This window comes from Halomonas garicola, assembly GCF_055382465.1.
Window position 1 is genome coordinate 2,449,854 of record NZ_AP043931.1, and the last position, 23,378, is coordinate 2,473,231.

The 23,378-nt window shown below is 65.7% G+C and carries 19 protein-coding genes and 2 tRNA genes; 3 read left to right on the forward strand and 18 right to left on the reverse strand.

Annotation, left to right across the window (positions count from 1 at the left end; genetic code table 11):
* Positions 1-16: 16 nt before the first annotated feature.
* Both ACZ46Y_RS11800 and ACZ46Y_RS11805 read right to left on the reverse strand, forming a co-directional pair.
* The gene (locus ACZ46Y_RS11800) at positions 17-1,117 is read right to left on the reverse strand and encodes an AI-2E family transporter (RefSeq protein WP_311952244.1); all 1,101 of its coding nucleotides are present in this window, start codon (positions 1,115-1,117) and stop codon (positions 17-19) included.
* Positions 1,114-1,416 (reverse strand): sulfurtransferase TusA family protein, encoded by a 303-nt coding sequence (locus tag ACZ46Y_RS11805; protein WP_311952248.1) that lies wholly within the window; start codon positions 1,414-1,416, stop codon positions 1,114-1,116. Before ACZ46Y_RS11805 ends, ACZ46Y_RS11800 begins: the two co-directional genes overlap by 4 nt.
* A 226-nt stretch (positions 1,417-1,642) precedes the next feature.
* Between ACZ46Y_RS11805 and ACZ46Y_RS11810 the strand changes: the two genes are divergently transcribed.
* Positions 1,643-3,103, forward strand: coding sequence for a M48 family metalloprotease (locus ACZ46Y_RS11810; protein WP_311952252.1), 1,461 nt, complete (start codon positions 1,643-1,645; stop codon positions 3,101-3,103).
* A 122-nt stretch (positions 3,104-3,225) separates the two neighbouring features.
* On the opposite strand, the gene nadA is transcribed toward ACZ46Y_RS11810, so the two are convergent.
* The 14 genes from nadA to ACZ46Y_RS11880 all read right to left on the reverse strand — a co-directional run bounded on the left by nadA (position 3,226) and on the right by ACZ46Y_RS11880 (position 15,876).
* A complete protein-coding gene (nadA, locus tag ACZ46Y_RS11815; protein ID WP_311952255.1) occupies positions 3,226-4,254 on the reverse strand; it encodes a quinolinate synthase NadA in 1,029 nt (342 codons plus the stop codon).
* Between the two features lie 216 nt (positions 4,255-4,470).
* A tRNA-Lys gene (locus ACZ46Y_RS11820) sits at positions 4,471-4,546 on the reverse strand.
* Positions 4,547-4,561: 15 nt separating this feature from the next.
* A tRNA-Lys gene (locus ACZ46Y_RS11825) sits at positions 4,562-4,637 on the reverse strand.
* A 71-nt stretch (positions 4,638-4,708) separates the two neighbouring features.
* Positions 4,709-5,599, reverse strand: a complete 891-nt coding sequence (rluB, locus tag ACZ46Y_RS11830; protein ID WP_311952258.1) for a 23S rRNA pseudouridine(2605) synthase RluB — start codon at positions 5,597-5,599, stop codon at positions 4,709-4,711.
* Positions 5,586-6,383 carry an SMC-Scp complex subunit ScpB gene (scpB, locus tag ACZ46Y_RS11835; protein ID WP_311952261.1) on the reverse strand — a complete coding sequence of 266 codons (798 nt, stop codon included), beginning with the start codon at positions 6,381-6,383 and terminating at the stop codon, positions 5,586-5,588. Before scpB ends, rluB begins: the two co-directional genes overlap by 14 nt.
* Entirely contained in the window at positions 6,380-7,333 is a 954-nt protein-coding gene (locus ACZ46Y_RS11840) for a segregation and condensation protein A (protein WP_311952264.1), read from the reverse strand. The genes scpB and ACZ46Y_RS11840 overlap by 4 nt, the downstream gene beginning before the upstream one ends.
* 79 nt (positions 7,334-7,412) lie before the next feature.
* Positions 7,413-9,242: a DNA repair helicase RadD gene (locus tag ACZ46Y_RS11845; RefSeq protein ID WP_311952267.1), complete on the reverse strand. Its 1,830-nt coding sequence runs from the start codon at positions 9,240-9,242 to the stop codon at positions 7,413-7,415.
* 42 nt (positions 9,243-9,284) lie between these two features.
* A complete protein-coding gene (gene lhpI, locus ACZ46Y_RS11850) occupies positions 9,285-10,226 on the reverse strand; it encodes a bifunctional Delta(1)-pyrroline-2-carboxylate/Delta(1)-piperideine-2-carboxylate reductase (RefSeq protein WP_311952269.1) in 942 nt (313 codons plus the stop codon).
* A 2-nt stretch (positions 10,227-10,228) separates the two neighbouring features.
* Positions 10,229-10,585, reverse strand: a complete 357-nt coding sequence (locus tag ACZ46Y_RS11855) for a RidA family protein (protein WP_311952272.1) — start codon at positions 10,583-10,585, stop codon at positions 10,229-10,231.
* Between the two features lie 61 nt (positions 10,586-10,646).
* Positions 10,647-11,681 carry a histone deacetylase family protein gene (locus ACZ46Y_RS11860; protein WP_311952274.1) on the reverse strand — a complete coding sequence of 345 codons (1,035 nt, stop codon included), beginning with the start codon at positions 11,679-11,681 and terminating at the stop codon, positions 10,647-10,649.
* Positions 11,682-11,740: 59 nt separating this feature from the next.
* Positions 11,741-13,018 carry a TRAP transporter large permease gene (locus tag ACZ46Y_RS11865; RefSeq protein ID WP_311952276.1) on the reverse strand — a complete coding sequence of 426 codons (1,278 nt, stop codon included), beginning with the start codon at positions 13,016-13,018 and terminating at the stop codon, positions 11,741-11,743.
* Entirely contained in the window at positions 13,015-13,560 is a 546-nt protein-coding gene (locus ACZ46Y_RS11870) for a TRAP transporter small permease (RefSeq protein ID WP_311952279.1), read from the reverse strand. The genes ACZ46Y_RS11865 and ACZ46Y_RS11870 overlap by 4 nt, the downstream gene beginning before the upstream one ends.
* 71 nt (positions 13,561-13,631) lie before the next feature.
* Positions 13,632-14,699, reverse strand: coding sequence for a TRAP transporter substrate-binding protein DctP (gene dctP, locus ACZ46Y_RS11875; protein ID WP_376717561.1), 1,068 nt, complete (start codon positions 14,697-14,699; stop codon positions 13,632-13,634).
* 259 nt (positions 14,700-14,958) lie between these two features.
* Positions 14,959-15,876 (reverse strand): alpha/beta hydrolase, encoded by a 918-nt coding sequence (locus tag ACZ46Y_RS11880; RefSeq protein WP_311952284.1) that lies wholly within the window; start codon positions 15,874-15,876, stop codon positions 14,959-14,961.
* Between the two features lie 325 nt (positions 15,877-16,201).
* Between ACZ46Y_RS11880 and ACZ46Y_RS11885 the strand changes: the two genes are divergently transcribed.
* The gene (locus ACZ46Y_RS11885; protein WP_311952286.1) at positions 16,202-17,209 is read left to right on the forward strand and encodes a lipoate--protein ligase; all 1,008 of its coding nucleotides are present in this window, start codon (positions 16,202-16,204) and stop codon (positions 17,207-17,209) included.
* 72 nt (positions 17,210-17,281) lie between these two features.
* Here ACZ46Y_RS11885 and purL read toward each other — a convergent pair whose 3' ends face one another.
* On the reverse strand, positions 17,282-21,238 hold the full coding sequence (gene purL, locus ACZ46Y_RS11890; protein WP_311952290.1) for a phosphoribosylformylglycinamidine synthase: 3,957 nt from the start codon (positions 21,236-21,238) through the stop codon (positions 17,282-17,284).
* A 151-nt stretch (positions 21,239-21,389) separates the two neighbouring features.
* On the opposite strand from purL, the gene mltF reads away from it, so the two are divergent.
* Positions 21,390-22,889, forward strand: a complete 1,500-nt coding sequence (mltF, locus tag ACZ46Y_RS11895; RefSeq protein ID WP_376717562.1) for a membrane-bound lytic murein transglycosylase MltF — start codon at positions 21,390-21,392, stop codon at positions 22,887-22,889.
* A 14-nt stretch (positions 22,890-22,903) separates the two neighbouring features.
* On the opposite strand, the gene tadA is transcribed toward mltF, so the two are convergent.
* Positions 22,904-23,359: a tRNA adenosine(34) deaminase TadA gene (tadA, locus tag ACZ46Y_RS11900; RefSeq protein ID WP_311952292.1), complete on the reverse strand. Its 456-nt coding sequence runs from the start codon at positions 23,357-23,359 to the stop codon at positions 22,904-22,906.
* Between the last annotated feature and the right edge of the window lie 19 nt (positions 23,360-23,378).

The window sequence follows — 23,378 nt, forward strand, 5'->3', positions numbered from 1 at the left end:
GCCCGGCTGCCCGGCGTTACTCGGCGCCCGTGTCTTCGTGCGCCAGACGCTCGTCGCGCTGGCGCAGCCCTCGCGGCCAGGCATACACCAGCGCCTTGAGCAGGGTGGCCAGCGGAATGGCGAAAAACACGCCCCAGAAGCCCCAGATACCGCCAAAAAACAGCACCGCGACGATGATCGATACCGGGTGCAGGTTAACCGCCTCGGAGAACATCACCGGCACCAGCACGTTGCCGTCCAGCGCCTGGATGACGCCGTAGGCCAGCACCACGTAGGCCAGCTGATCGCTCAGGCCGAAATGAAACCCCGCCACCGCCGCCACCGGCAGCGTCGCCAGCGCCGCGCCGATGTACGGCACCAGCACCGAAAGCCCCACCAGCACCCCCAAAAGCGCCGAATACGGCACGCCGAGAAAGGCGAAAGTGGCAAACGCCACCGAGCCCACGATGATGATCTCGATCACCTTGCCGCGGATATAGTTGGCGATCTGGGCGTCCATCTCCTTCCAGATACGCGAGAGCAGCGTACGCTTGCGCGGCAGCAGCGACAGCGTGAAGCCGACCAGCGCATCGCGGTCCTTGAGCATGAAAAATACCAGAATGGGCACCAGCACCAGATAGATGATCAGCGCCATCACGTTGCCAAGCGAGGCAAGCGACAAGGACAGCGCCCGCTGGCCCAGCTGGCTGATCTGGCGGCTGGCAGCGCCCACCCAGTTTTGCACCTGGTCCGGGGTGATCAGGTTGGGGTAGCGCTCCTGCAGCTCGCCAAGCCAGCTCTGGCCGCTGGCAAACATCCTCGGGGTTTCCTGCACCAGCCCCACCAGCTGGTTCCAGATCAGCGGCAGCAGAATCAGCGCCAGCGCCAGCACGATGCCCAGAAACCCCAGAAACACCAGCATGACCGCCAGCAGATGCGGCACCCGGCGCCGGGTCAGGGCATTGACCGCGCCCTGGAGCAGAAAGGCGATGACCAGCGCGGTGAAAAACGGCGCCAGCATGCCGCCAAGCCAGATGACCGCGGCAAAGCCCGCAATGAGCACCAGCAGCAGAATGACCGCTTCTTCATCGGAGAAGTAGCGATCCATCCAGCCCTTGAGGATGGCGCGCAGCGTCATTGATCGCCACCTTCGGCCTTGCGCAGCCAGTAGTAGTAGACCTCGCCTACCTGGCAGCGATCCTCAAGGACATGGGCGCTATGCTCGGCAAACGACGCCATGTCGCGCCAGGAGCCGGCGTCGGTGGCGTGCACCTCCAAAAGCTGGCCGCCCGCCAGACCGTAAAGCGCCTGCTTGGCCTTGAGCAGCGGCAGCGGGCAGGCAAGTCCGGTGGCATCGAGCACGGCATCCGGGGCGCCGACGTGGTCCGGGCGCACCGACGTCGAATCGTCACGGTTCGATCCGCTATCATTTACCATGGTGTCTCCTTCAGGCGGCCGGCAAGCGGCAGTGTCTCAAGCCCGCTATTATCGCATAAACCCCTGGCGCATAAAGCGGTAGCGTAACAGCCGGAAACGGCCCGCCGCGGCTTGGGCGGCGGCTGCGCGCGGCACTTTACCCCCAAGGCACTGTCATACGAGGTGGCCTTAGGACCCGTCGCTGCGGCATCATCGACTCTGACGACCGACTATCTGCGAGGACGCCATGTCACGCCTGCGCCATGCATCATGCCGGCTCTGCGCGGTTGCGCTGGCAGTCAGCCTGCCCCTGAGCGCGCCGGCCAGCGCCGCCACCACCGACTACCACCTGCCCTCGCTCGGCGGCGTCCCCCATGCTGCCAGCAGCAAGGAGGCGCGTCTGGGTCGCGCCTGGCTGCGCCAGTTCCGCGCCCAGGCGCCCCAGTGGCAGGACCCCATCGCCCACTACTATCTGGACCGGCTGATCGCGCGCCTGGCGCCCCACAGCGGCATCAGCGGGCAGGTGCCGATCAGCGTGATGGTGAATAACGATTCGCTCAACGCCTTTGCCGTACCCGGCGGCGTCATCGGCATCAACGCCGGGCTCTACGCCTTTGCCCCGGACGAGGGCGCCTTTGCCTCGGTGCTCGCCCACGAGCTTGGCCACCTGGCCCAGCGCCACTTCGCCCGGGGCAGCGAGCGCGCCGGGCAAACCCAGCTGCCGACCATGGCCGCGATGCTCGCCGGCATGGTGCTCGCCGCAAGCGGCGCAGGCAGCGCCGGGCTTGCCACCGCCATGGGCTCCCAGGCCGCGATGCTCCAGGATCAGCTGCGCTATTCCCGGCGCTTTGAGCAGGAAGCCGACCGCGTGGGCATGAAAACCCTCGCCGACGCCGGCTATCCGCCCGACGACATGGTGCGCATGTTCAAGGCCATGCAGCGCATGGCCAGGCTTCAGGGCGACACGCCGCCGGAGTTTCTGCTCAGCCACCCGGTGAGCGAGAGCCGCCTGAGCGACGCCCAGTCCCGGGCCGCCCAGCTGCAGGTCGCCGACACCCATAGGGACGACACCCTTTACGACATGGTGCGCGCCCGGGCACTCATGCACCTGCACGCCAACGCCCCGCAGCAGGCGCTGATCACCTTGCGCCAGGACGACGCTACCGACGCCGCCATCACCTACCTCGAAGCGCTCATCGACGCCGATCGAGGCCAGACGCAGAGCGCGCTGGACGGGCTGGACCGTCTGGCCGAGCAGCATCCCGACCTCGGCCTGCTGCCGGCCTCGGCCGCGAGCATCGCCCTGGACGCGCGCCGGGTCGACGACGCCATAGCCCGCAGCCAGCGGCTTTTGCGCTTCATGCCCGGGTACCTCCCCGCCCAGCTCACCCTGGCCGAGGCCCAGCTCGGCCGCGACCCCCGGGCTGCCTACCGGCTGCTGCGGGACGTTACCGCCCAGCACCCGGAAGACCCGGCGGGCTTTACCCTGCTGGCCGAGGCCGCCGGGGGCAGCGGCCATCCGGCCGAAGGCCGCCTGGCCCGGGCCGAATACCTGCAGCTGACCGGGCGCATCGACAAGGGCATCCGCCAGCTCGACCTGGCCCGAGACGCTGCCCGGGGCAGCAACAACCCAGGGCTTGAAGCGCGCATCGAATCGCGCCGGGAGGCGTTTATCGAATACCGCGACGCCCTTGACGAGTTTTCATAGCCACAGCAGGGCTGCCCCAGAGTCGTGTCATAGCGAGCGAAGCGAAGCTATCTCGGGGTTTCCTGCCAGCGGCAGCGTCATGAGATCACTTCGCTTACGCTCGTGATGACTCAGTGGAGAAGTCAGGCGTTGAAGTTGAGCATGCGCTCCAGCGGCGTCAGCGCCTTCAGGCGCAGGCCCTCCTCCACGTGCACCTCGCCGCTGCCTTCGCGCAGCGCCTGGGCCAGGTTATCCAGCGCGTTCATCGCCATCCACGGGCAGTGGGCGCAGCTTTTGCACGTCGCCCCGTTGCCCGCCGTGGGCGCCTCGAACAGGGTTTTCTCCGGGGCTGCCTGCTGCATCTTGAAGAAAATCCCCCGGTCGGTGGCGACCACCAGCTTGTCGTTGGGCAGCTCCTTCGCCGCCTTGATCAGCTGCGAGGTCGAGCCCGCCACGTCGGCAAGCTCGATTACCGGCGCCGGCGATTCCGGGTGCACCAGCACGGCGGCGTCCGGGTAAAGGCGCTTGAGGTCTTCCACGCCTTTGGCCTTGAACTCTTCATGGACGATGCAGGCGCCGTCCCACAGCAGCATGTCGGCGCCGGTCTTTTTCTGGAGGTAGCCGCCGAGGTGCTTGTCCGGCGCCCAGAGGATCTTCTCGCCTTTGGCCTGGAGGTGCTCAATCACGTCCACCGCGATGGAGGAGGTCACCACCCAGTCCGCACGCGCCTTCACTGCCGCCGAGGTGTTGGCGTACACCACCACGGTGCGGTCCGGATGGGCGTCGCAGAAGGCGCTGAACTCGTCCGGCGGGCAGCCGATGTCCAGCGAGCAGGTAGCCTCAAGGGTGGGCATCAACACGCGCTTTTCCGGCGACAGAACCTTGGCGGTCTCGCCCATAAAGCGCACGCCGGCCACCACCAGGGTGGAGGCTTCGTGGCGGGCGCCGAAGCGCGCCATCTCCAGCGAGTCCGCCACGCAGCCGCCGCTTTCCTCGGCCAGCTGCTGGATGGCGTCGTCGGTATAGTAGTGCGCCACCAGCACGGCGTTTTCGTCCTGCAGCAGCCGCTTGATTTCGGCCACGCGGGCCTCGTCCTCGGCGGCAATACGGGTGGGGCAATAGGCCGTCGGGGCAAGCGTGTCGGCGCCTGCCCGGGAAGTCATTATCGTCATTGTGTCTACCACTGCGATAAAACAGGGAATCCCCCTGCTGTTCACTGATCGCGGCGCACGCGCCTTGCATGCGCCGCGCCCTAGCGGGCGGCCTGCGCGTCTTTCGCGGTGGCCGGCCCGTACGTTTCTCGACCATATTGCCGGGCAACGCCCGCGCCTGGCAAGCGCCCCAAAAACAAAACGCCCCCGGCAGAAGACTGCCGGGGGCGCTAAATCTGGTGGGTCGTGCAGGATTCGAACCTGCGACCAATTGGTTAAAAGCCAACTGCTCTACCAACTGAGCTAACGACCCTTCACAGGGCTCGAATGGTGGGTCGTGCAGGATTCGAACCTGCGACCAATTGGTTAAAAGCCAACTGCTCTACCAACTGAGCTAACGACCCCCTCGAACGGATGCATATACTACGGATCTGGCCTGCCGGTCGCAAGCGTTTTTTCGCTTTTCCCGATAAACTTATCGGCGCGGGCGTTTCGTTTTGGGCTTGCGCATGGCCTGTACCGGGCGGCGCTTGTTCTTGTCCCGGCTCCAGCGGTTTTTCTCCTCCGGGGTCAACTCCGGCACCTTGCGCGCGGGCAGGTCGGCAAGGGCGGCGAGATCGTCGACTTCGTCCTGACCGAGCTCCACCCATTCGCCGGCCTTGGCCCGCTTGTCGAGGAAGATATTGCCGTAGCGCACGCGCTTCAAGCGGCTGACGGTGAGCGCCTGGGACTCCCAGAGGCGGCGCACCTCGCGGTTGCGGCCTTCCAGCAGCACCACGTGAAACCAGGTGTTGATGCCTTCGCCGCCGAACTCCTGAACGTCGGTAAAGCGCGCCGGGCCGTCTTCTAGCATCACGCCTTCGACCATGGCAACGACGTTTTCCTGCTTGACCTCGCCCATCACCCGCACGGCGTATTCGCGCTCGACCTGGGTCGAGGGGTGCATCAAACGGTTGGCCAGCTCGCCGTCGGTGGTAAACAGCAAAAGCCCGCTGGTGTTGATGTCCAGCCGGCCGATGGCGATCCAGCGCTCGCCCTTCAGACGGGGCAGGCGCTCGAATACCGTGCGCCGCCCTTCGGGGTCCTTGCGGGTGCAAAGCTCGCCTTCGGGCTTGTTGTACATGATCACCCGGCGCGGGGTTTCCTGCTCGGCTTTCAGCGTCACCGGGCGCTCGTCGAAGGCGACGCTGTCGCGCGGCTCTACGCGGTCGCCAAGGCTTGCAAGCTTGCCGTTGACCTTGACGCGCCCGGCGGTAATGGCGGTTTCCATTTCCCGGCGGGAGCCGAAACCGGCCCGGGCCAGCACTTTCTGCAGCTTTTCGCCGCTGGGAGCCGGCTTGCTGTCGGGGGTTTTATTCTGACTCATGGTCGTCTGACCTCGCGTGGTTCTCGTCCGGGCGCTCGTCGTCATCGTCCGCGCGCCCGGCGCGGGCCGCCAGCCTGGCCTCCAGATCGGCGAAGCTCAGCGGCCGGGTTAACGCCGTCTCGGCGTGGTGGTCGGCATCGCTTTCTTCCGGCGCTGCCGTCTCGGGGGGCGCATCGTGGCGCGTTTTTTCATCGGCGGCAAGGGGTTTTGCCGGCTCGTCGCCGCCGGCTTCTTCCGCGGCCTCTTCATCGTCGGTATCGCCGGTCAGCTCGTGCATGGGCGGCAGCGCATCCAGCGTCTTGAGGCCGAAGTCGTCGAGAAAGCTCCGGGTGGTGGCATAAACGCCCGGCCGGCCGGGGACGTCGCGATGGCCGACAATGCGGATCCAGCCGCGCTCGGCGAGCGTGCGCATGATGGAGCTTGAAACGCTGACCCCGCGCACCTCTTCGATGTCGCCCCGGGTCACCGGCTGGCGGTAGGCAATCAGCGCAAGCGTCTCCAGCAGCGCCCGGGAATAGCGTGCCGGGCGCTCGTCCCACAGCCGCGAGACCCAGGGCGAAAGCCTGGGGCGAATGCGCAGCTGATGGCCGGAAGCGCTTTCCACCAGCTCCAGCGCGCCGCTTTGGTGGCGCTCGTGCAGCCGGGAGAGCGCCAGGCGCAGCTCGCCCCGGGCCGGGCGCTCGGCCTCGGCAAACAGCGTTTCCAGCCGGTCCACCGGGAGCGGCTCGCCGGCGGCCAACAGCGCCGCCTCGATGATGTCGTCAAGGGTGATGCCCTCGCTCATGGCGCGTCCTCGTCGGCAAAGGCGGACTCGCCGCCGCGGTCGTGAGAGGAATCGTGAAGGCCTGGGTCATCAAGCCCCGGCGCATGGTCTTGGGTATCGCCAGACTCGGCGAGCCGGGCGCGAACGTGGATGGGCGACAGCGGCGCGTTCTGCACGATCTCGATCATCGCCTCCTTGGCCAGCTCCAGAATCGCCATGAAGGTGACCACCACCCCGGCGCGGCCTTCTTCCAGGGTGAACAGCGACTCAAAAGGGGTGTAGCGCTCGGCGCTCAGCGCCTCCATGATGCGCAGCATGCGCTCCCGGGTGGAGAGCACTTCGCGGCTGATCTGGTGCTGCTGGTTAAGCTCGGCGCGCTTGAGGATGCCGCTCATGGCGCCGAGCAGCTCGTCAAGCTCCACCTCAGGGTGAATCACCCGGGCGTCAAGCGCCGGCACCTCGACCCGGGCGCTGAACCAGTCGCGCCCGGTGCGCGGCAGGGTATCCAGAGTCTCGGCGGCCTCTTTCAAGCGCTCGTATTCCTGGAGCCGGCGGATCAGCTCGGCCCGGGGGTCTTCCTCTTCGTCCTCGTCTTCCCGGGGCGGGCGCGGCAGCAGCGTGCGCGACTTGATCTCGGCAAGCATCGCCGCCATCAGCAGGTATTCCCCGGCAAGCTCGATCTGCATCGCCTTCATCAGCTCCACGTACTCGATGTACTGGTGGGTGATCGCGGCAACGTTGACGCTCAAAATATCCAGGTTCTGACGGCGAATCAGATACAAAAGCAGGTCCAGCGGGCCTTCAAACGCCTCCAGAAACACCCGCAGCGCTTCCGGCGGAATGTACAAATCCTCCGGCAGCTGGGTTATCGGCTCGTCAAACAGCAGCGCAAGCGCCCCGGAGACCGGCTCACTAGCGGTCCCGGCGGCGTCGGGGCTGGACGAATGATCGGCGGCGGGCGTCTCGCTCACGCGGGCGTCTCTCTTGAAGGGCGCATTCAGGGGCTAAAACAGTGGCTCAGTCTAGCAAACTTGTGCCGTTGGCGAACGGCTAGCCGGCGTCGGCGGCGCAGCGATAGCGCCCGGCGTAGTCGAAAAGCTTCTCGCGGACCTTGAAATATCGCCCGGCCAGACGGCCAACGACGAAGTCCGGATGGCGCAGCCGCTCGCGCCCGGCCACTACTTCTTCGGGCGTGGTCGGCACCCAGCCGATGCCCGGGGCGCGCAGGTGACGGCGCAAGAACACCGCCTGAAAGGCCCGGCGCTGGGCGGCGGTTTCCAGGGCGAACCATTCGTCAAGCGTGGCGCCGTCCTCATCGTGGTAGGTAATTTTCAGCCGCGGCAGGCCCCGGCCATTAGTCGTGGATTCGATCTGCATACCGGACACCCGTAGCACTCGGGCATCTTTCAGCTTGAGCGCGTCGCGCAGCTTGTCGTCGGCGTCAACCAAAAGCCGCTGGCAGCCGTGGCAGCGCCGGGCGGCGATGTCGTTTTCCGCACCGCATTCGTCGCAGGTCTTGAAGCGAAAGCGAAACGAGCACTGGCGCGGTTTACCGGCGCCCGACGCCGCGCCATCCTGACTCTCCTCCTCTTCCACCAGCCCGTGGCAGCGCCGGCCGTAGTGCTCGATGATCAGCTCGCCGTCACGCTTGCCCCAGAAAAGGTTGGCGTGCTCGCACTCGGGGCAGATGACCTGGACGGGCTCGCTGTCGCTTGCCGGGCGCGGCTCGCCCACCTCCGGAGCATAGGTGTCCCAGGGGTTGCCGGCATAGTCGAGAATCAAACAGTCGGTCTTGGCAGGCGACAGCCTGAGCCCCCGGCCGATGATCTGCTGGTAGAGACTCGCCGACTCCGTGGGGCGCAAAATCGCGATCACGTCCACGTGGGGCGCGTCAAAGCCGGTGGTCAGCACCGCGACGTTGACCAGATACTTGATCTCGCGCGCCTTGAACGCAGCAATGGTCGCGGTGCGCTCGCGCGCCTCGGTCGCGCCGGTAATCAAGGCGGCCTCGCCGTCGGGCAGGTAGCCCAGCACCTCCTCGGCGTGCTCCACCGTGGCGGCAAAGATCATCACCCCCCGGCGCGTCTCCGCCCGGGCGATGATATCGGCGACGATGCCCGGGGTGGCGCGGCTGCCCGCTACCACGCGGTTCATCGCCGCTTCGCTGAAGGCGCCGCTCTCGGTGGTTGCAAGGCCGGCGAAGTCGTAGTGCTCGATAGCCATGTCCAGCCGCGTGGGGGCGGCGAGATAGCCCTGCTTGACCATCAGCCGCAGCGGCTGCTCGAACACGCAGTCGCGAAAAAAGCAGTCGTCGTCGCCGCGCACCATGCCGTGGTGGTGGCGATGATAGATAAAGCCCTGCCCCAGCCGGTACGGCGTGGCGGTCAGGCCAAGAATCTTCAAATTCGGGTTTTTCTCGCGCAGGTGATCGATCACCCGGCGGTAGCCGGTATTTTCATCCAGCGAGACCCGGTGGCACTCGTCGATCACCAGCAGAGTGAAATTGCCGTCAGCAAAGCGCTCGGGGCTATTCACCACCGACTGCACCGAGCCGAACACTACCTGGCGCCCGGCCTCCTTGCGCTTGAGCCCGGCGCTGAAGATATCCGCGGTCAGGCCGTAGGCCTCGTACTTGGCGTGGTTCTGCTCGACCAGCTCGCGCACGTGGGCGAGCACCAGCACCCGACCCCGGGCCAGGCGGGCTAGCTCCGCGATCACCAGCGACTTGCCGCTGCCGGTGGGCAGCACCACCACGGCGGGATCGCTCGTGGCGCGAAAGTGCGCCACCACCCGCGAAACGGCCTCGCGCTGGTAAGGACGCAGGGTGGGGACGGGCGGATTCGTGGCGGCGGCGGAAGAAGCGGGATCGGCAGCAATCATGCGGTCAGGATACCGCTGCCGGGCCGGCCCGCGCCAGCCGGCTTAGGGGGTGGCCTTGCGCTTCTCCCACACTTCGACGGCCGCGGCGAGGTCTTCAAGCGAGGCGCCCACCGACTTGAACAGGGTGATGGCCTCGGGGCCGCTGCGCCCTTTTCTGCTGCCCTGCAGCAGCTCGGCAAGCTCTCCGCGGATGTCGCCCAAGGCAAAGCCGCCCTCGTCGACGGCCTGCAGGATATCCCCGGCCTCCCCCTTCGCGCCGGCGTAGGTGTCGACAAACACCTCGCTGCGGGCCAGGCAGTCGGCGTCGGTCTCGCGCATGTCGGGACGAAACGCGCCGATCAGGTCAAGGTGCGCCCCCGGAGAAAGCCACCGGCCGCGAATCAGCGGCCGAGTGGCAAGCGTCACGCAGCTGATCACGTCGGCATCGGCACAGGCATCTTCCAGGTCGGTCACCGCTTCGGTGTCAAAGCGGTCGGCGTACTCGGCGGCGAGGCGCTCGGCCTTGGCGGGGCTGCGCCCCCAGATACGCACTCGGCGTATCGGACGCACGGCGGCGTGGGCTTCAATGACCATGGGCGCCAGCCTCCCGGTGCCGACCACCAGCAGGGTTTCGGCGTCTTCCCGCGAAAGCTTGCGAGCGGCCAGCGCCGAGGCCGCGGCAGTGCGCCGGCGGGTCAACTCGCCGCCGTCGATGCAGGCCAGAGGGCGCCCGTGCGCGCCCTCGCTGAGCAGATAGACGCCGGCAATCGCCGGCAGCCCGTAGTCCGCATTCTGGGGAAAGACGTTGACCATCTTGACGCCGATGTAGCCGTCCGGCTCCCAGGCCGGCATCAGCAGCATGGTGGCTTCGCCATCGGGCCGCTGCATGGCGTGGTGGTGGCGCGCCGGCGACTCGACGCCGCCGCAAAAGGCGTGCGCCAGACGCTCGATCAGCGCCTCCCAGTCAAGCGCCTCGGCCACCTCGGCCGCCGTGATCACGCGCACGATCAGCCTTCCGGAAGCGCCGCGACGGCCATGATCTCGACCTTCCAGTCGGGGTTGGCAAGCCCGGCCTCCACGGCGGCGCGCACCGGCGGCCGACCCGGCGCTACCCAGGCATCCCAGACGCTGTTCATGTCGGCGAACTCTTCCATGCTGGATACCCAGATCTGCGCGGAAATCAGCCGGGTTTTGTCAGTGCCGGCCCGGGCAAGCAGATCGTCAATGCGCGCCAGCACCTGTTCGGTTTGTTCGCGCATGTTGGCCGTAGCGTCGCTTGGCACCTGCCCGGACAGGTAGACGGTGCCGTTGTGGATGACGTATTTGCTCATGCGTTCGCTGCTGTCGTGGTGCGTCAGGGTCATGATATTCCTCGCTGTTGGTGATGGTGGATAAGATATTGATTCAACGCGCTTAGGCCTGCGCTCAAGCTACACTGAAGCCGCGCATAAACGCGGTCAAGTTGTGCTCGAGCGCCGCCGTGGGGTAGCCGCCCTCCTGAACCAGCACCGTCGGCAGCGCCAGCGCGGCCAGCCGCCGGCCAATGCGGGTAAAGTCCTCGGTTTCCAGCCTCAGCCCGGCCAGCGGATCGTCCTTGTGGGCGTCGAGCCCCAGGGGCACCACCAGCGCCCCGGGCTGAAAGTCGTCCAGGCGTTCGATCAGCCGATCAAGCTCGGCCAGAAAGGCCTCCCCGCCGCTGCCCAGGGGGAGCGGCAAATTGACGTTGGCCCCCAGCCCGTCGCCTTCGCCCGTCTCGTCGGCGCCGCCCCAGAAAAAGGGGTAAAAATCGGCGGGATCGGCGTGCAGCGAGCCGGTCCAGATATCGCCGCGCCGGTAGAAGATGTCCTGGGTGCCGTTGCCGTGGTGCAGGTCCACGTCGAGAATCGCCACGCGGTCGAAGCGTTCGCGCAGCACCGTGGCGGCCAGGGCCGAATTGTTGAGAAAGCAGAAGCCTCCGGCCCGCTCCGGGCCTGCATGATGCCCCGGCGGACGGCACAGCGCATAGGCGCTGCGCTCACCGCCGAGCACCGATTCGGCGGCGGCCTGGGCGGTCGCGGCGCTGGCCAGGACGCCCGCATGGCTATCCGCGCCGAGCGGGCAGGCCATATCGTGCAGATGCCAGCCGGCCTGGCCGACCGGGTGGCGCGGATAGTGGGCACCGCCGCCGCAGGGGTGCACGTTGGGCACCACGGTCTCGGCGGCATCCGGCAGCGCCTGCCAGCGGGTATGGATGGTCTCGAGGAAATCGAGATAGCGCGGGCTATGGATACGGCTTAAACGTTCGCGCAGCCGCCGGGTATCGACTTCGTCGGGCGCGGCGGTCGCCAGCCCCAGAGCCGCCAGCCCGCGGGTCAGCAGCTCGGCGCGCAGCGGACGTTCCGGCGACGGCGCGGGTCGCCCCTGCAGCCAGAAGCTTCCGGGGTCGTGGCGCTGCTGGTCGGGATGGTAGAAAACCTTCATGCAACGTTACCTCGATAGACCCTTTCGTGTTCGCTAAGTCTTGGGTGATAAGCCCTGCGTTACTTGAGCAGCGAGGGGATCCAGGTGGACAGCGCCGGGAACGTCACGACCAGCAGGATCACCGCGGCAAAGGCGATATAGAACGGAAGCGAGGCAATAATCGCCCGCTCAAAGGGCACGTTGGCGATACGGGCCGCCGTCATCAGCGTCATCCCCACCGGCGGCGTGACGTTGGAAATGTTGAGCACCACGATCATCAGGATGGCAAAATGCAGCGGATCCACGCCCAGCTGAACCATTGCCGGCACCAGCACCGGCGCCACTACCACCAGCGCCGGCAGGACGTCCATCACGGTGCCGATCAGCAGCAGCAGCGCGCACACCAGCAATAGCTGAAGGAACATGGAGTCGCTCAGGGTGGTAATCAGCCCCGCCGCGTCCCGGGCGATGCCCGAACGGGTCACGAACCAGCCGAGCACCGCCGAGGTCGCCAGCAGAAAAAACACCACCCCCGAGAAGCGCACGGTCACCACCAGCGCCTGCCAGATCTTCTGCCAGGTCAGGTTGCGGTAAAACACCACGCCGATGACGATGGCATAGACCGCGGCGAAGCCCGACGCTTCGGTGATGGTGGTCAGCCCCGAGAGGATGCCGCCAAGGATGATCAGCGGTACGATCATCGCCGGCAGGGCCACCAGGAAAGCGACCCACGCCACCTTGAGCGGCGTCGGCGCCTGCTTGGGATAGCCACGCTTCCAGGCCAGGAAAAAGCTCACCGCCAGCAGCGCCACGGCCATCAGCAGGCCGGGAATAATACCGCCGGCAAAGAGGTCGATCACCGAAATATCGCGCAGCAGGGTCGCGTAGATCACCATCACCACGCTGGGCGGAATAATCGGCCCGATAATCGACGAGCAGGCGGTAATCGCGGCGGCATACTCGGCGTCGTAGCCCTGCTTTTTCATCTCGGGGATCATGATCTTGCCGATGGCCACGGTATCGGTGATCGCGGCCCCGGTCAGCCCGGCGAAAAACACCGACACCGAAATATTGACGTGGGCCAGCGCGCCGCGCACCTGCCCAAAAAGCGCATTGTTGAAGGCGATCAGCTTCTGCGTCAGGCCCCCCTGATTCATCAGTTCGGCCGTGAAGATGAAGTAAGGCACGGCGATCAGCATAAATCCCGAAACCCCGGAAAACATGCGGTCGGCGATGATCCCGAGCATGCGCTCGCCGCCCATGGCAAAACCGCCGGCCAGGCCGGAGAGCGCCATCACCACGGCCACCGGCGTACCGATCAGCAACAGCACCACAAAGGCAATAATGGCGGGCATCATGAGCGCTTCTCCCCGTCGCCGGCATCGATGAGCTCTTCGATGATCGTCTCGTCATCGAGGAAGTGTTCGAGCAAGGCAAAGCCCTGCACCAGGTGCAACAGAATAATGGCGCCGCTCAGGGGCAGCACCACGGCAGTAAACTTGGCGGACACCTGAATCTGGTCGGATACCATGTAGACTTGGCGGGCGCTTTCGAAATAGCCCCAGCCGTACCACAGCAGCAGCGCGCCAAAGAGCGCGATCACCCCAAGGCAGAGGGCCGCGGCCAGCTTCAGAAGGGCCCGGGGCAGGGTTCGAACCAGCAGCGTCATGGCCACGTGCTCGCCGTAGCGCAGCGAAATGGTCATGGACAGAAAGCCGATCCAGGGCAGGAAAAGCCGCGCCAGGGAGTAGGTCCAGCTCAGGCTGCTGCCGGTAAACAGCTTGTAGGTGAAGGCCGTGAAGGAAATGCCCAGCATGACCAGCACGCAGGCCACGCAGAGCACGATCGCCGCCTGGTTGACCCAGTCACTCAGGCGGCGGAGAGGCGTCAGAAAGCGCATCGGCAAACCTCACAGGCTTCAAAAGCCGGCCGGCAGCGCCGGCCGACGTTGACGGAGGGGGTGACAAAGCGTCACTGGCCGTAGTTGGCCATGTCCGACTGTTTGACCTCCTCCCCGACGCGGTCAACCTCGTTGAGGAAGGCGTCGACCTTCTCGGCCTCGAGGCCGAAGTCGTTGACGATCCAGTCCTTCCAGGCAGGCCGTGCGATCTCGGCCATGCGGTCGCGCTCCTCGGCGGGCATGAGGTAGCACTCCTTGAAGATCTCGCAGGACTCCTGCCAGCCGGCCGTGGCAAGCGCCGCGGACATGCCGTGGCCAATCTCGATGGCTTCGCGTGCCGAGGTAATGATGGCTTCCTGCTGATCCTCGGTCAGGCTCTGGTACCAGTCTTCGCTGACCAGCCAGGCGGCGCTGTTATAGACGTGGCCGGTCAGGGTGGTGTAGTCGGTCACCTCGTCGAAGTTAAAGGTGGTGTTGAGCACCGTGGCGTTAAACTGGCCGTCGGCCAGGCCGGTTTCCAGCGCCGTGATGACTTCGCCCCAGGGCAGCGGCGTGGCGGAGGCGCCCAGCGCCTTCATGATGGCGACGTGCCCGGGGTTCTCCTCGGTGCGAATATTGAGCCCCTCGAGATCCTCCACCGTCTTGATTGGACGCACGTTGTTGGTGAAGGCCACGAAGCCACCGCCGTCGTCGAAGGTTCCCAGGTAACGCATATTGGTTTCTTCAACGGTACCGGCCATCAGATCGGCAAACCAGTCGCCGTCGAGAAAAGCCCAGGCCTGGCGCCAGTTGTCGAACACGAAAGGCGCGGTCATCAGCTGGTAGTCGTCGTAGTAGGACGACATGGCGCCGGTGGTGATAATGGTCGACTGCAGGGTGCGTCCGCCCTGGACTTCCTTGGCGGTATCGACTTCCGATCCCAGCTGGCTGTTGCCGAAGATGTTCACCTTGATGGCGCCGTCGGTACGCGTATCGACCAGGTCCTTGAAGCGTATCAGGGCCGGATAAACCGAGTTGTTGCTCATGTTTTCGGGCAGGATGGTGGCAATCGCCATTTCGTTGGCTTGCGCCTGGGCGGCGGCCATGGCCAGCGGCAAGGCTGCCAGTGCAGCCATACGCGAATACGTCTTGATGGGCATATGCGCAGACTCTCTTGTCATTATTGTGTGCTGTGTCCAATCGCCAGTAGAACGACCGGCAAAGGCTGAACCGGCAAAGCGGCAAATGCCAAAAGACGGTGAGCCGATAGCTTATCTGTCGCGTCGTCGTTTCCAGCGTTGCCATTCCAACATAGGCCGGACTAACCCAATGAGCAAACCCAGCCCGGCCAACTTAGACGAAATGCTCAGCGGTAACAGACCATTGGGCCGATGCAGCGTCGGCGCTGGGGCACAGGCGTTACTTACCCGCAGAAACGGGGGCTTCCGGCGGCTGAACAAACTGAGCAACCCGGATGGCCGTAAGCTCTGCCCGGACAATATCTAGATGGGCGATATTACCCAGCACATCGACCTCACCGTCGATCAGCGGCGCCACGCTTTCGCGGTATTGTCCGACGCGCATGCTTTCGTCGTTGGCCCCTGCCAGTAGCAGCACTCGCCCACTAATCGCCGCAAGATCGCGCTGCCAGTCGCGCGGCGCCATGGCCTGCTGCATACGGTACGAATACGCCGGCGTGGCGTACTCGTCGCGCATGCTTTGCGGCAGGTTGAAGCGCACCACCTTCGCCCCCGAGGCGGCGTGAACGCCGAGCTTTTCCAAAAGGCCGATCAGCACAATGCGCCCGACGTTGGCCTGCGCCCAGCCGCCGGCTTTTTGGCGCGTCGTCGGTGCATCGTGGCCCAAATACGGCGCCAGCAGCACGTAGTCGTCGATCGCCTCAGCAAAGCGCCCGCCACCCGTGCGCACGGCCAGGCCGCCGCCGGACGAGTGGCCGATGAGCACCACGCGCTCGACCCGCTGGCGCTGCCTGACATGCTCGATGAGATCGACGATATCGCGCTGCGGCTGGGCCACCGCATCCACGTCGCCCCGGCGTTTGGGGTCGCGGCCGTGGCCGCGGATATCCGGCGTGACCACATGCGCCGCGCCCTGCTCGACAAGTTTCCGGGCCAGCGGGCCGAGGTAGCGGCTGTCGCTGCCCGAGCCATGGAGGATAATCGCCAGCGTCTTTGCCGTTGTCCCTGTCGCCGCTGCTTGCGGTGCGGTCGGGTCGTCGACGTCATAGTCGCGATAGTCAAGCCGCGTGCCGTCTCGGGCCGTATAGTGGGATAGCGGCGCGGGGGAAAGCCCCTCGGTCACTCCGTCGAAGTTCATCCTGCTGCTTGGCTGGCTCACGGCGTCAGGAACCGGCCAACGCCATAGCCATGTAACAGCCGCCACTGCCAGAAAAAGCGCGCCTGCCGTTATGATCAGCCCTTTGCTCATGACGCCTCCGCGTTAGCCACCTCTAACAGCGTAGTAGTCAGGCAGGCCAAAAGACGCAAGAGGCTCAGCTACCCAGCGGCAGAAGGCCGTTAAGCAGCAGGTAGCCCGGCACCCAGCCGGTGACCACGCCAAGGCCGAGCCGGCCATTCACTGACATCAATGCTAAAATGGCCTCCCTTTTCTGACATGACGCTTTTCACGCTGAAGGCTGCCCATGATCTACATCGACAACGAAGGCATCACCGACCCCCACGTCAACCTCGCCATTGAGGAGCACTGCATTCGCCACCTCCCCGCCGGCGAGGACTACCTGCTGTTCTACATCAACGCGCCTTCCATCATTATCGGCCGCAACCAGAACACCCTGGAAGAGATCCACCAGGCCTATATCGACGAGCACGGCATCCACGTGGTGCGGCGGATTTCCGGCGGCGGCGCGGTCTACCACGATCAGGGCAACCTCAACTTCAGCTTTCTCACCGACTTTTCCAAAGACAAGCTGAATAACTTCAAACAGTTTGCCACGCCCATCATCGAAGTGCTCAACGGCATGGGCGTGGCGGCCGAGATGAAGGGCCGCAACGACATCGTGGTGGGCGACAAAAAGATCTCCGGCAACGCCCAGTTCTCCTCGACCAGGCGCATGTTCAACCACGGCACTCTGCTGCTGGACTGCGACTTGAGCCAGGTCAGCCGGGCGCTGGACGTGAAGATGACCAAGATAACGTCCAAGGGCCACAAGTCTTCCCGGTCGCGTGTGGCCAACATCGCCGAGTTTCTCGACGCGCCGCTTTCCACCGAGGCATTCAAGGAAAAAATCCTCGACGGCATCTTCCCCGACGGCGCCGAGCGCCAAACCTACCGTCTGACCGAGCAGGACTGGGAAAGCATCAACGCCCTGGTCGAGGAAAAGTACGGCCGCTGGGAGTGGAACTACGGCCGCTCGCCGGAATTCGATATCCAGCGCACTCGCCACTTTGCCGCCGGCATCATTGATTTCCGCCTCAAGGTCAAGCGCGGCGGCACGATCGAGAACGTCAAGATCTACGGCGACTTCTTCGGCCAGCACCCGGTCAGCGATATCGAAGAGGCGCTTGTCGGCGTGCGCTATGACCGGCAGGACATCGAGGCGGCGCTTGCCGGCTTTGACCTCTACGCCTACTTCGGCGACGTCGACCGTACCGAGTTTATCAACCTGATCTACGGGCCGGATGAAGCGTAGCGGATAAAAGCCGGTCACAAAAAAGCGCCCGCATTGGCGGGCGCTTTTGTCGGCGTTAAACAGCGTGGCGAATTATCCCAGCCATACCCGGGCGTTGCGGAACATGCGCAGCCAGGCGCCGTCGTCCTGCCAGTCTTTCGGCCGCCAGGAGTTGGTTACCGCGCGGGTGACCCGCTCGGGGTGCGGCATCATCGCGGTGACGCGGCCGTCCGGCGTGGTCAGCCCGGTAATGCCTGAGGCGGAGCCGTTGGGGTTGGCCGGGTAGCGGGTGGTGACCTGGCCGTAATGATCCACGTAGCGCAGCGCGATCTGCCCGCCGGACTGCATCTGGCGCAGGTGGGCACTGTCGTTGAAATGCGCCCGACCTTCGCCGTGGGCCACGGCAATGGGCAGCATGGAACCTTCCATGCCCTTGAGCATGATCGACGGCGTTTCCTCGACCCGCACCATGGCCACGCGGGCCTCGAACTGCTCGGACTCGTTGCGTACGAAGCCCGGCCAGCTTTCTGCCCCGGGGATCAGCGGCTTGAGCTGGGAGAGCATCTGGCAGCCGTTGCACACGCCGAGCGTAAAGCTGTCGTCGCGCTGGAAAAAGCCGGCAAACTGCTCCCGGGCCCGGGGGTTGAACAGAATCGACTTGGCCCAGCCGCCGCCGGCGCCCAGCACGTCGCCGTAGGAGAAGCCGCCGCAGGCCGCCAGGCCCTTGAACTGATCAAGAGAAACCCGCCCTTCGAGGATGTCGCTCATGTGCACGTCGATGGCGTCAAAGCCGGCCTTGTCGAAGGCCCAGGCCATTTCCGTCTGGCCATTGACGCCCTGCTCGCGGAGGATCGCCACGGCGGGCCTGGCAAGGTTGATGAAGGGCGCGGCGATGTCTTCGTCGACATCGAACGACGGCTCGGCGAAGAGTCCCGGATCCCGGGCGTCGAGCAGGCTGTCGAACTCGTTTTTGGCGCACTCGGGATTGTCGCGCAGCGCCTGCATGCGGTAGCTGGTCTCACTCCAGGTGCGCTGGGTCAGCTGGCGGGTGGTTTCCAACAGCGGCTCTTCAAACAGCGTCACCCGCACCTGGTCGTCGTAGCGCGGACGAGCAATCACGCCGCAGGTTTCAATGCCCGCCATGGCAAACTGCGTCAGCACTTCGGCGGTGTGTTCGCGGCTGACCTGAATCACCGCCCCCAGCTCTTCGGTAAACAGCGCGCTGACCGCATCCACCGGCTGGTCGATAAGCCAGTCGAGCTTGATCTCAAGCCCCGAGTGGGCGGCAAAGGCCATTTCCAACAGGGTGACGATCAGTCCGCCGTCGCTGCGGTCGTGATAGGCCAGAAGTTTGCCGTCGCGGTTGAGCCCCTGGATGACGCTGAAAAACGCCTTGATGTCTTCGGCGTCGTCCACGTCCGGGCAGGCTTTCCCCAGCTGGCCGTAGACCTGGCCCAGCGCCGAGCCGCCGAGGCGGTTCTGGCCGTCGCCCAGATCGATCAGGATCAGATCGGACTCGTCCTGGTCAAGATTGATCTGCGGGGTGAGCGTGGCCATGGCATCCACCACCGGAGCAAAGCCGGTGACCGCCAGCGACAGCGGCGACGTCACGCTCTTGTCCCGGGTGACGTCGTTGTCGTCGGTGTCCTGCCAGGCGGTGCGCATGGACATGGAGTCCTTGCCCACGGGAATGGCGATGCCCAGGTCCGGGCACAGCTCCATGCCCACGGCGTAGACGGCATCGTAAAGCGCCTGATTTTCGCCCGGGTGGTCGGCCGCACTCATCCAGTTGGCCGACAGCTTGATATCGGCAAGGCGCGCAATCGGCGCGCAGGCCAGGTTGGTGACCGCCTCGGCCACGGCCAGCCGTGCGCTTGCCGCCGGGTCGAGCAGCGCCACCGGCGCCCGCTCGCCCAGGGCCATGGCTTCGCCGGCGTGGGTATCAAAGCTTGCCGTGGTCACCGCGGCGTCGGCCACCGGCACCTGCCAGGGGCCGACCATCTGGTCGCGTGCCACGAGACCTGTGATGGAGCGGTCGCCAATGGTGATCAAAAAACTCTTGGACGCCACTGCCGGCAGGCGCAGCACGCGGCTGAGCGCTTCGCGGAGATCAAGGTTGTCGAGCATCATGTCCGAGCGCTCGGGCGACTGACGCTCGAATTCGCGCTGCATCCGCGGCGTCTTGCCGAACAGCACGCTCATGGGCAAATCCACCGGCCGGGTGTTGAAGTGGCCGTCGTGGATTTCCAGATGATGATCTTCAAGCGCCTCGCCGACCACGGCGTAGGGGCAGCGCTCCCGGCGGCACAGCGCCTCGAAGGTCTCAAGATCCTCCGGCGCCACCGCGAGCACGTAGCGCTCCTGGGCTTCGTTACACCAGATTTCCAGCGGGCTCATGCCCGGCTCGGCGCTGGGGACGTCGCGCAGCGCAAAACGCCCGCCGCGGCCGGCGTCCTTCACCAGCTCCGGCAGGGCGTTTGACAGCCCGCCGGCGCCGACGTCGTGGATGAAGCGCAGCGGGTTATGATCCCCCAGCGCCCAGCAGCGGTCGATAACTTCCTGGGCGCGGCGCTCAAGCTCGGGGTTTTCCCGCTGCACCGAAGCAAAATCCAGATCGGCGCTGGACACCCCTGAAGCCATGCTCGACGCCGCGCCGCCGCCAAGGCCAATGAGCATCGCCGGCCCGCCCATGACGATCAGCTTGCCGCCTACGGGGATCTCGCCCTTCTGCACGTGCTGGGCGCGGATGTTGCCGTAGCCGCCGGCGAGCATGATGGGCTTGTGGTAGCCGCGCCGCTCGACGCCGTCGTTGCTGAGCACGTCCTGCTCGTAGGTACGAAAGTAGCCGGCCAGGTTGGGCCGGCCGAACTCGTTGTTGAACGCCGCGCCGCCCACCGGGCCCTCGAGCATGATCGCAAGCGCCGACTGGATGCGCTCGGGCTTGCCGTAGTCGAAGGTTTCCCAGGGCTGGACGAACTCGGGGATACGCAGGTTGGAAACGCTGAAGCCTGAAAGCCCCGCCTTGGGCTTGCCGCCGATGCCGGTGGCGCCCTCGTCGCGGATCTCGCCGCCGGCGCCGGTGGCGGCGCCGGGGTACGGCGCGATGGCCGTGGGATGGTTGTGGGTTTCCACCTTCATCAGAATGTGGATGGGTTCGGGGTGGGCGCTATAGCGGGCGGTTTCGTCGGCCTGGCCGGTCAGCGGCGCGGGGAAGAAGCGCCCGCCCTGGGAGCCCTTGATCACCGCGGCGTTGTCGCTGTAGGCGGAAAAGACGTTGTCCGGCGAGCTGGCAAAGGTGTTCTTGATCATCTTGAACAGCGACTGGGGCTGCTCGACGCCGTCAACGGTCCAGTCGGCGTTGAAGATCTTGTGCCGACAGTGCTCAGAGTTGGCCTGGGCGAACATCATCAGCTCGACGTCGGTGGGGTTGCGCTCGAGCTCGGCAAAGGCCACCGCCAGGTAGTCGATTTCATCCTCGGCGAGCGCCAGCCCCAGCTCGCGGTTGGCCGTCACCAGCGCCTCGCGGCCGCCGCCCAGCACGTCGATGCTGGCAAGCGGTGCGGGCTCGCGGCGGGCAAACAGCTTGGCCGCATCCGAGGCGTCGAACAGCACGGTTTCCACCATGCGGTCGTGCAGCAGCGCAATCAGCGCCTCGAAGGCGTCTTCGTCCGGCGGCGTGGCGAAGGTGATCCGGTAGTCGATGCCGCGCTCGATGCGCGCCACCTTTTCCAGCCCGCAGTTATGGGCGATATCGGTCGCCTTGGACGACCACGGCGACAGAGTGCCGAGCCGCGGCACCACGAGAAAGCGCTGGGCGCCTTCCACCGCCGTCTCGCCCCGGGACCGGTCGGCGTGGTGGCCCTCCCAGCCGTAGTCCAGCAGCTCCACCAGGCGTTCGCGCTCCGCCTCCGGAAGCTCGCCGTGGTGGTCGACAAAGTGGACATAGTCAGCGGTCAGCGTTTCAACGTCGCCTACGCGCTCGCGCAGGGTTTCAAGCAGTCGCGCATGACGGAACGCGGAAAGGGCGGGGGCGCCTCGCAGTTCGAGCATATCCGGAAAGCCTCTAGAGCAGGAAAATTCGAGCAGGGAAATCACCAGGCCGCACAGCGGCAATTCGCGCCATGATACTGGAAAGCGCCTGACAGACGAAATCGCCCGGGTGACAGCCCGTCCGGGGCTTAGTATCGTTGCGCCATGTCAAATGCCGACACCCTGCCATGTTAACGCCGCCATGCTGACGCCAAGCCGCCATTTTTCCGCCCGCACCGGCGGCTACCTCGCCTGTGTCGCCGTTTTCCTGCTGGTGATGCTGCCGGCTTTTCCGCCGCTTCCGGAAGGCAAGCAACTGCGCGCCATCAAGCAGCGAGGCTTTCTCACCGTGCACACCCGCACCTCGCCCACGATCTATTATGAGGGGCGCCGCGGCCCTGGCGGATTCGAGTACGAGCTGGCGCGCCGCTTCGCCGACCACCTGGGCGTCAGCCTCAACCTCGAGGCCGACCACCACCTGAACGACGTCCTGCCCGCCGTACGCGACCGCGGGGATCTGGGCGCCGCGGGGCTGGTATTGACGTCGACCACGCCGGGCATCAGCTTCACCCGGCCAATTATCGACATGCAGCCGCTGCTGGTCTACCGGCGGGGGCTTCACGGCATTAGCGGCCCCGAAGACCTGGCCGGGCTTGAGATCGGCACGCTGCGCGGCGCCGAGGGCGCCGGCACCGCCGCTACCCTGCGCGAGCTGCAAAAGGACTATCCGGCGCTCAGCTGGAAAGAGTCCGGCGAGCTTGAAGTCGCCGACCTGCTGGCGCAGGTAGAAAACAACGACCTTGACGCCGCGGTGGTTTTCGCCCATCAGTTTCGCGTCAACCGGCTGTTTTTTAAAAACGTCGAGCGCGGCTTTCTGCTGGGCAAGCCAAGCTCCATGGTCTGGGCCCTCCCCGGCCGGCAAAACCTGGCCTTTTTGCAGCAGGCCAATCGCTTTCTCGACGACCTTCGGCAAAGCGGCGAGCTCTCCCGGCTGGTGAAGCGCTACTTCGGCCACGACGACTACCTGGAATACGTCGGCACGCGGACGTTTCTCGGCCACCTGGACTCGCGCCTGCCGCGCTACCGGACGCTTTTTCAGCAGGCCGCCCGCGATACCGGCTTTGACTGGCAGCTGCTCGCCGCCGTGGGCTATCAGGAGTCCCACTGGGACCCGGATGCCGTCTCGCCGACCGGGGTGCGCGGCCTGATGATGCTGACCTCGCCCACGGCACAGGACCTCGGCGTTACCAACCGGCGCAACCCGGCGCAAAGTATCGAGGGCGGCGCGCGCTACCTGCGCCAGCTGGAAAAGCGCCTGCCCGCGAGCGTCACCGGCGATGATCGCCTGTTCATGGCGCTGGCCGCCTATAACGTCGGCCTCGGCCACCTGTTCGATGCTCGGGACCTGGCCCGGATGCGCGGCGGCGACCCCGACCGCTGGCGCGACGTGCGCGAGGCCCTGCCGCTTTTACAGCAGCGCCAGTGGTACGAAAAGACCCGCTACGGCTACGCTCGGGGCGGCGAGCCGGTCATCTATGTGCGCAATATCCGCCGCTACTACGAAATGCTGAAATACGTCGAGCGCAGCCGCCAGCAGTTCTTCCAGCTCAATGAAAACGCCCCCTCTGGCGAAACGCTGATGCCGTTCGACCTGGTGCTGCCGCTGAATTAGCGGCCCCTTCAGACTCACCCGCGCCTGGCGGCAAAAAACTGCTTGAGCAGCCGCTTCGATGCCGGCGCCAGCACCCCCGGCGTCACCGCGACCCGATGATTGAACCACGGCTGCGCCAGCAGGTTGGCTCTGGACTCCACCATGCCCGTACGCGGCTCAGCGGCGGCGTACACCAGGCGCTCCAGGCGCGCGTTGACCGCCGCCCCCGCGCACATCATGCAGGGCTCCAGGGTCACAAACAGCGTGCAGCCGTCGAGCCGGTAGTTGCCAAGTGTCTGCCCCGCCGCGCGCAGCGCCTGCACCTCGGCATGGGCGCAGGGGTCGAGCGCGGTCACCGGGGCATTGTGAGCGGCGGCGATGATCTCGCCCGCCGCGCCTACCACCACCGCGCCTACCGGGACTTCGCCGGCGGCCGCCGCCCGATGCGCCTGGTCCAGAGCGCGGTGCATGTAATACTCATCGCTGCGCATGGCGCACAAACTCCGTTAA

Coding starts and splice junctions, on each gene's coding strand:
- rluB (WP_311952258.1), bottom strand. CDS start 5,599: ATGAGTCAGAATAAAACCCCCGACAGCAAGCCGGCTCCCAGCGGCGAA.
- ACZ46Y_RS11845 (WP_311952267.1), bottom strand. CDS start 9,242: ATGATTGCTGCCGATCCCGCTTCTTCCGCCGCCGCCACGAATCCGCCC.
- ACZ46Y_RS11855 (WP_311952272.1), bottom strand. CDS start 10,585: ATGACCCTGACGCACCACGACAGCAGCGAACGCATGAGCAAATACGTC.
- dctP (WP_376717561.1), bottom strand. CDS start 14,699: ATGCCCATCAAGACGTATTCGCGTATGGCTGCACTGGCAGCCTTGCCG.
- ACZ46Y_RS11800 (WP_311952244.1), bottom strand. CDS start 1,117: ATGACGCTGCGCGCCATCCTCAAGGGCTGGATGGATCGCTACTTCTCC.
- purL (WP_311952290.1), bottom strand. CDS start 21,238: ATGCTCGAACTGCGAGGCGCCCCCGCCCTTTCCGCGTTCCGTCATGCG.
- ACZ46Y_RS11870 (WP_311952279.1), bottom strand. CDS start 13,560: ATGCGCTTTCTGACGCCTCTCCGCCGCCTGAGTGACTGGGTCAACCAG.
- scpB (WP_311952261.1), bottom strand. CDS start 6,383: ATGAGCGAGGGCATCACCCTTGACGACATCATCGAGGCGGCGCTGTTG.
- ACZ46Y_RS11880 (WP_311952284.1), bottom strand. CDS start 15,876: ATGAACTTCGACGGAGTGACCGAGGGGCTTTCCCCCGCGCCGCTATCC.
- ACZ46Y_RS11860 (WP_311952274.1), bottom strand. CDS start 11,681: ATGAAGGTTTTCTACCATCCCGACCAGCAGCGCCACGACCCCGGAAGC.
- mltF (WP_376717562.1), top strand. CDS start 21,390: ATGCCGACACCCTGCCATGTTAACGCCGCCATGCTGACGCCAAGCCGC.
- ACZ46Y_RS11885 (WP_311952286.1), top strand. CDS start 16,202: ATGATCTACATCGACAACGAAGGCATCACCGACCCCCACGTCAACCTC.
- ACZ46Y_RS11805 (WP_311952248.1), bottom strand. CDS start 1,416: ATGGTAAATGATAGCGGATCGAACCGTGACGATTCGACGTCGGTGCGC.
- ACZ46Y_RS11865 (WP_311952276.1), bottom strand. CDS start 13,018: ATGATGCCCGCCATTATTGCCTTTGTGGTGCTGTTGCTGATCGGTACG.
- ACZ46Y_RS11810 (WP_311952252.1), top strand. CDS start 1,643: ATGTCACGCCTGCGCCATGCATCATGCCGGCTCTGCGCGGTTGCGCTG.
- tadA (WP_311952292.1), bottom strand. CDS start 23,359: ATGCGCAGCGATGAGTATTACATGCACCGCGCTCTGGACCAGGCGCAT.
- nadA (WP_311952255.1), bottom strand. CDS start 4,254: ATGACGATAATGACTTCCCGGGCAGGCGCCGACACGCTTGCCCCGACG.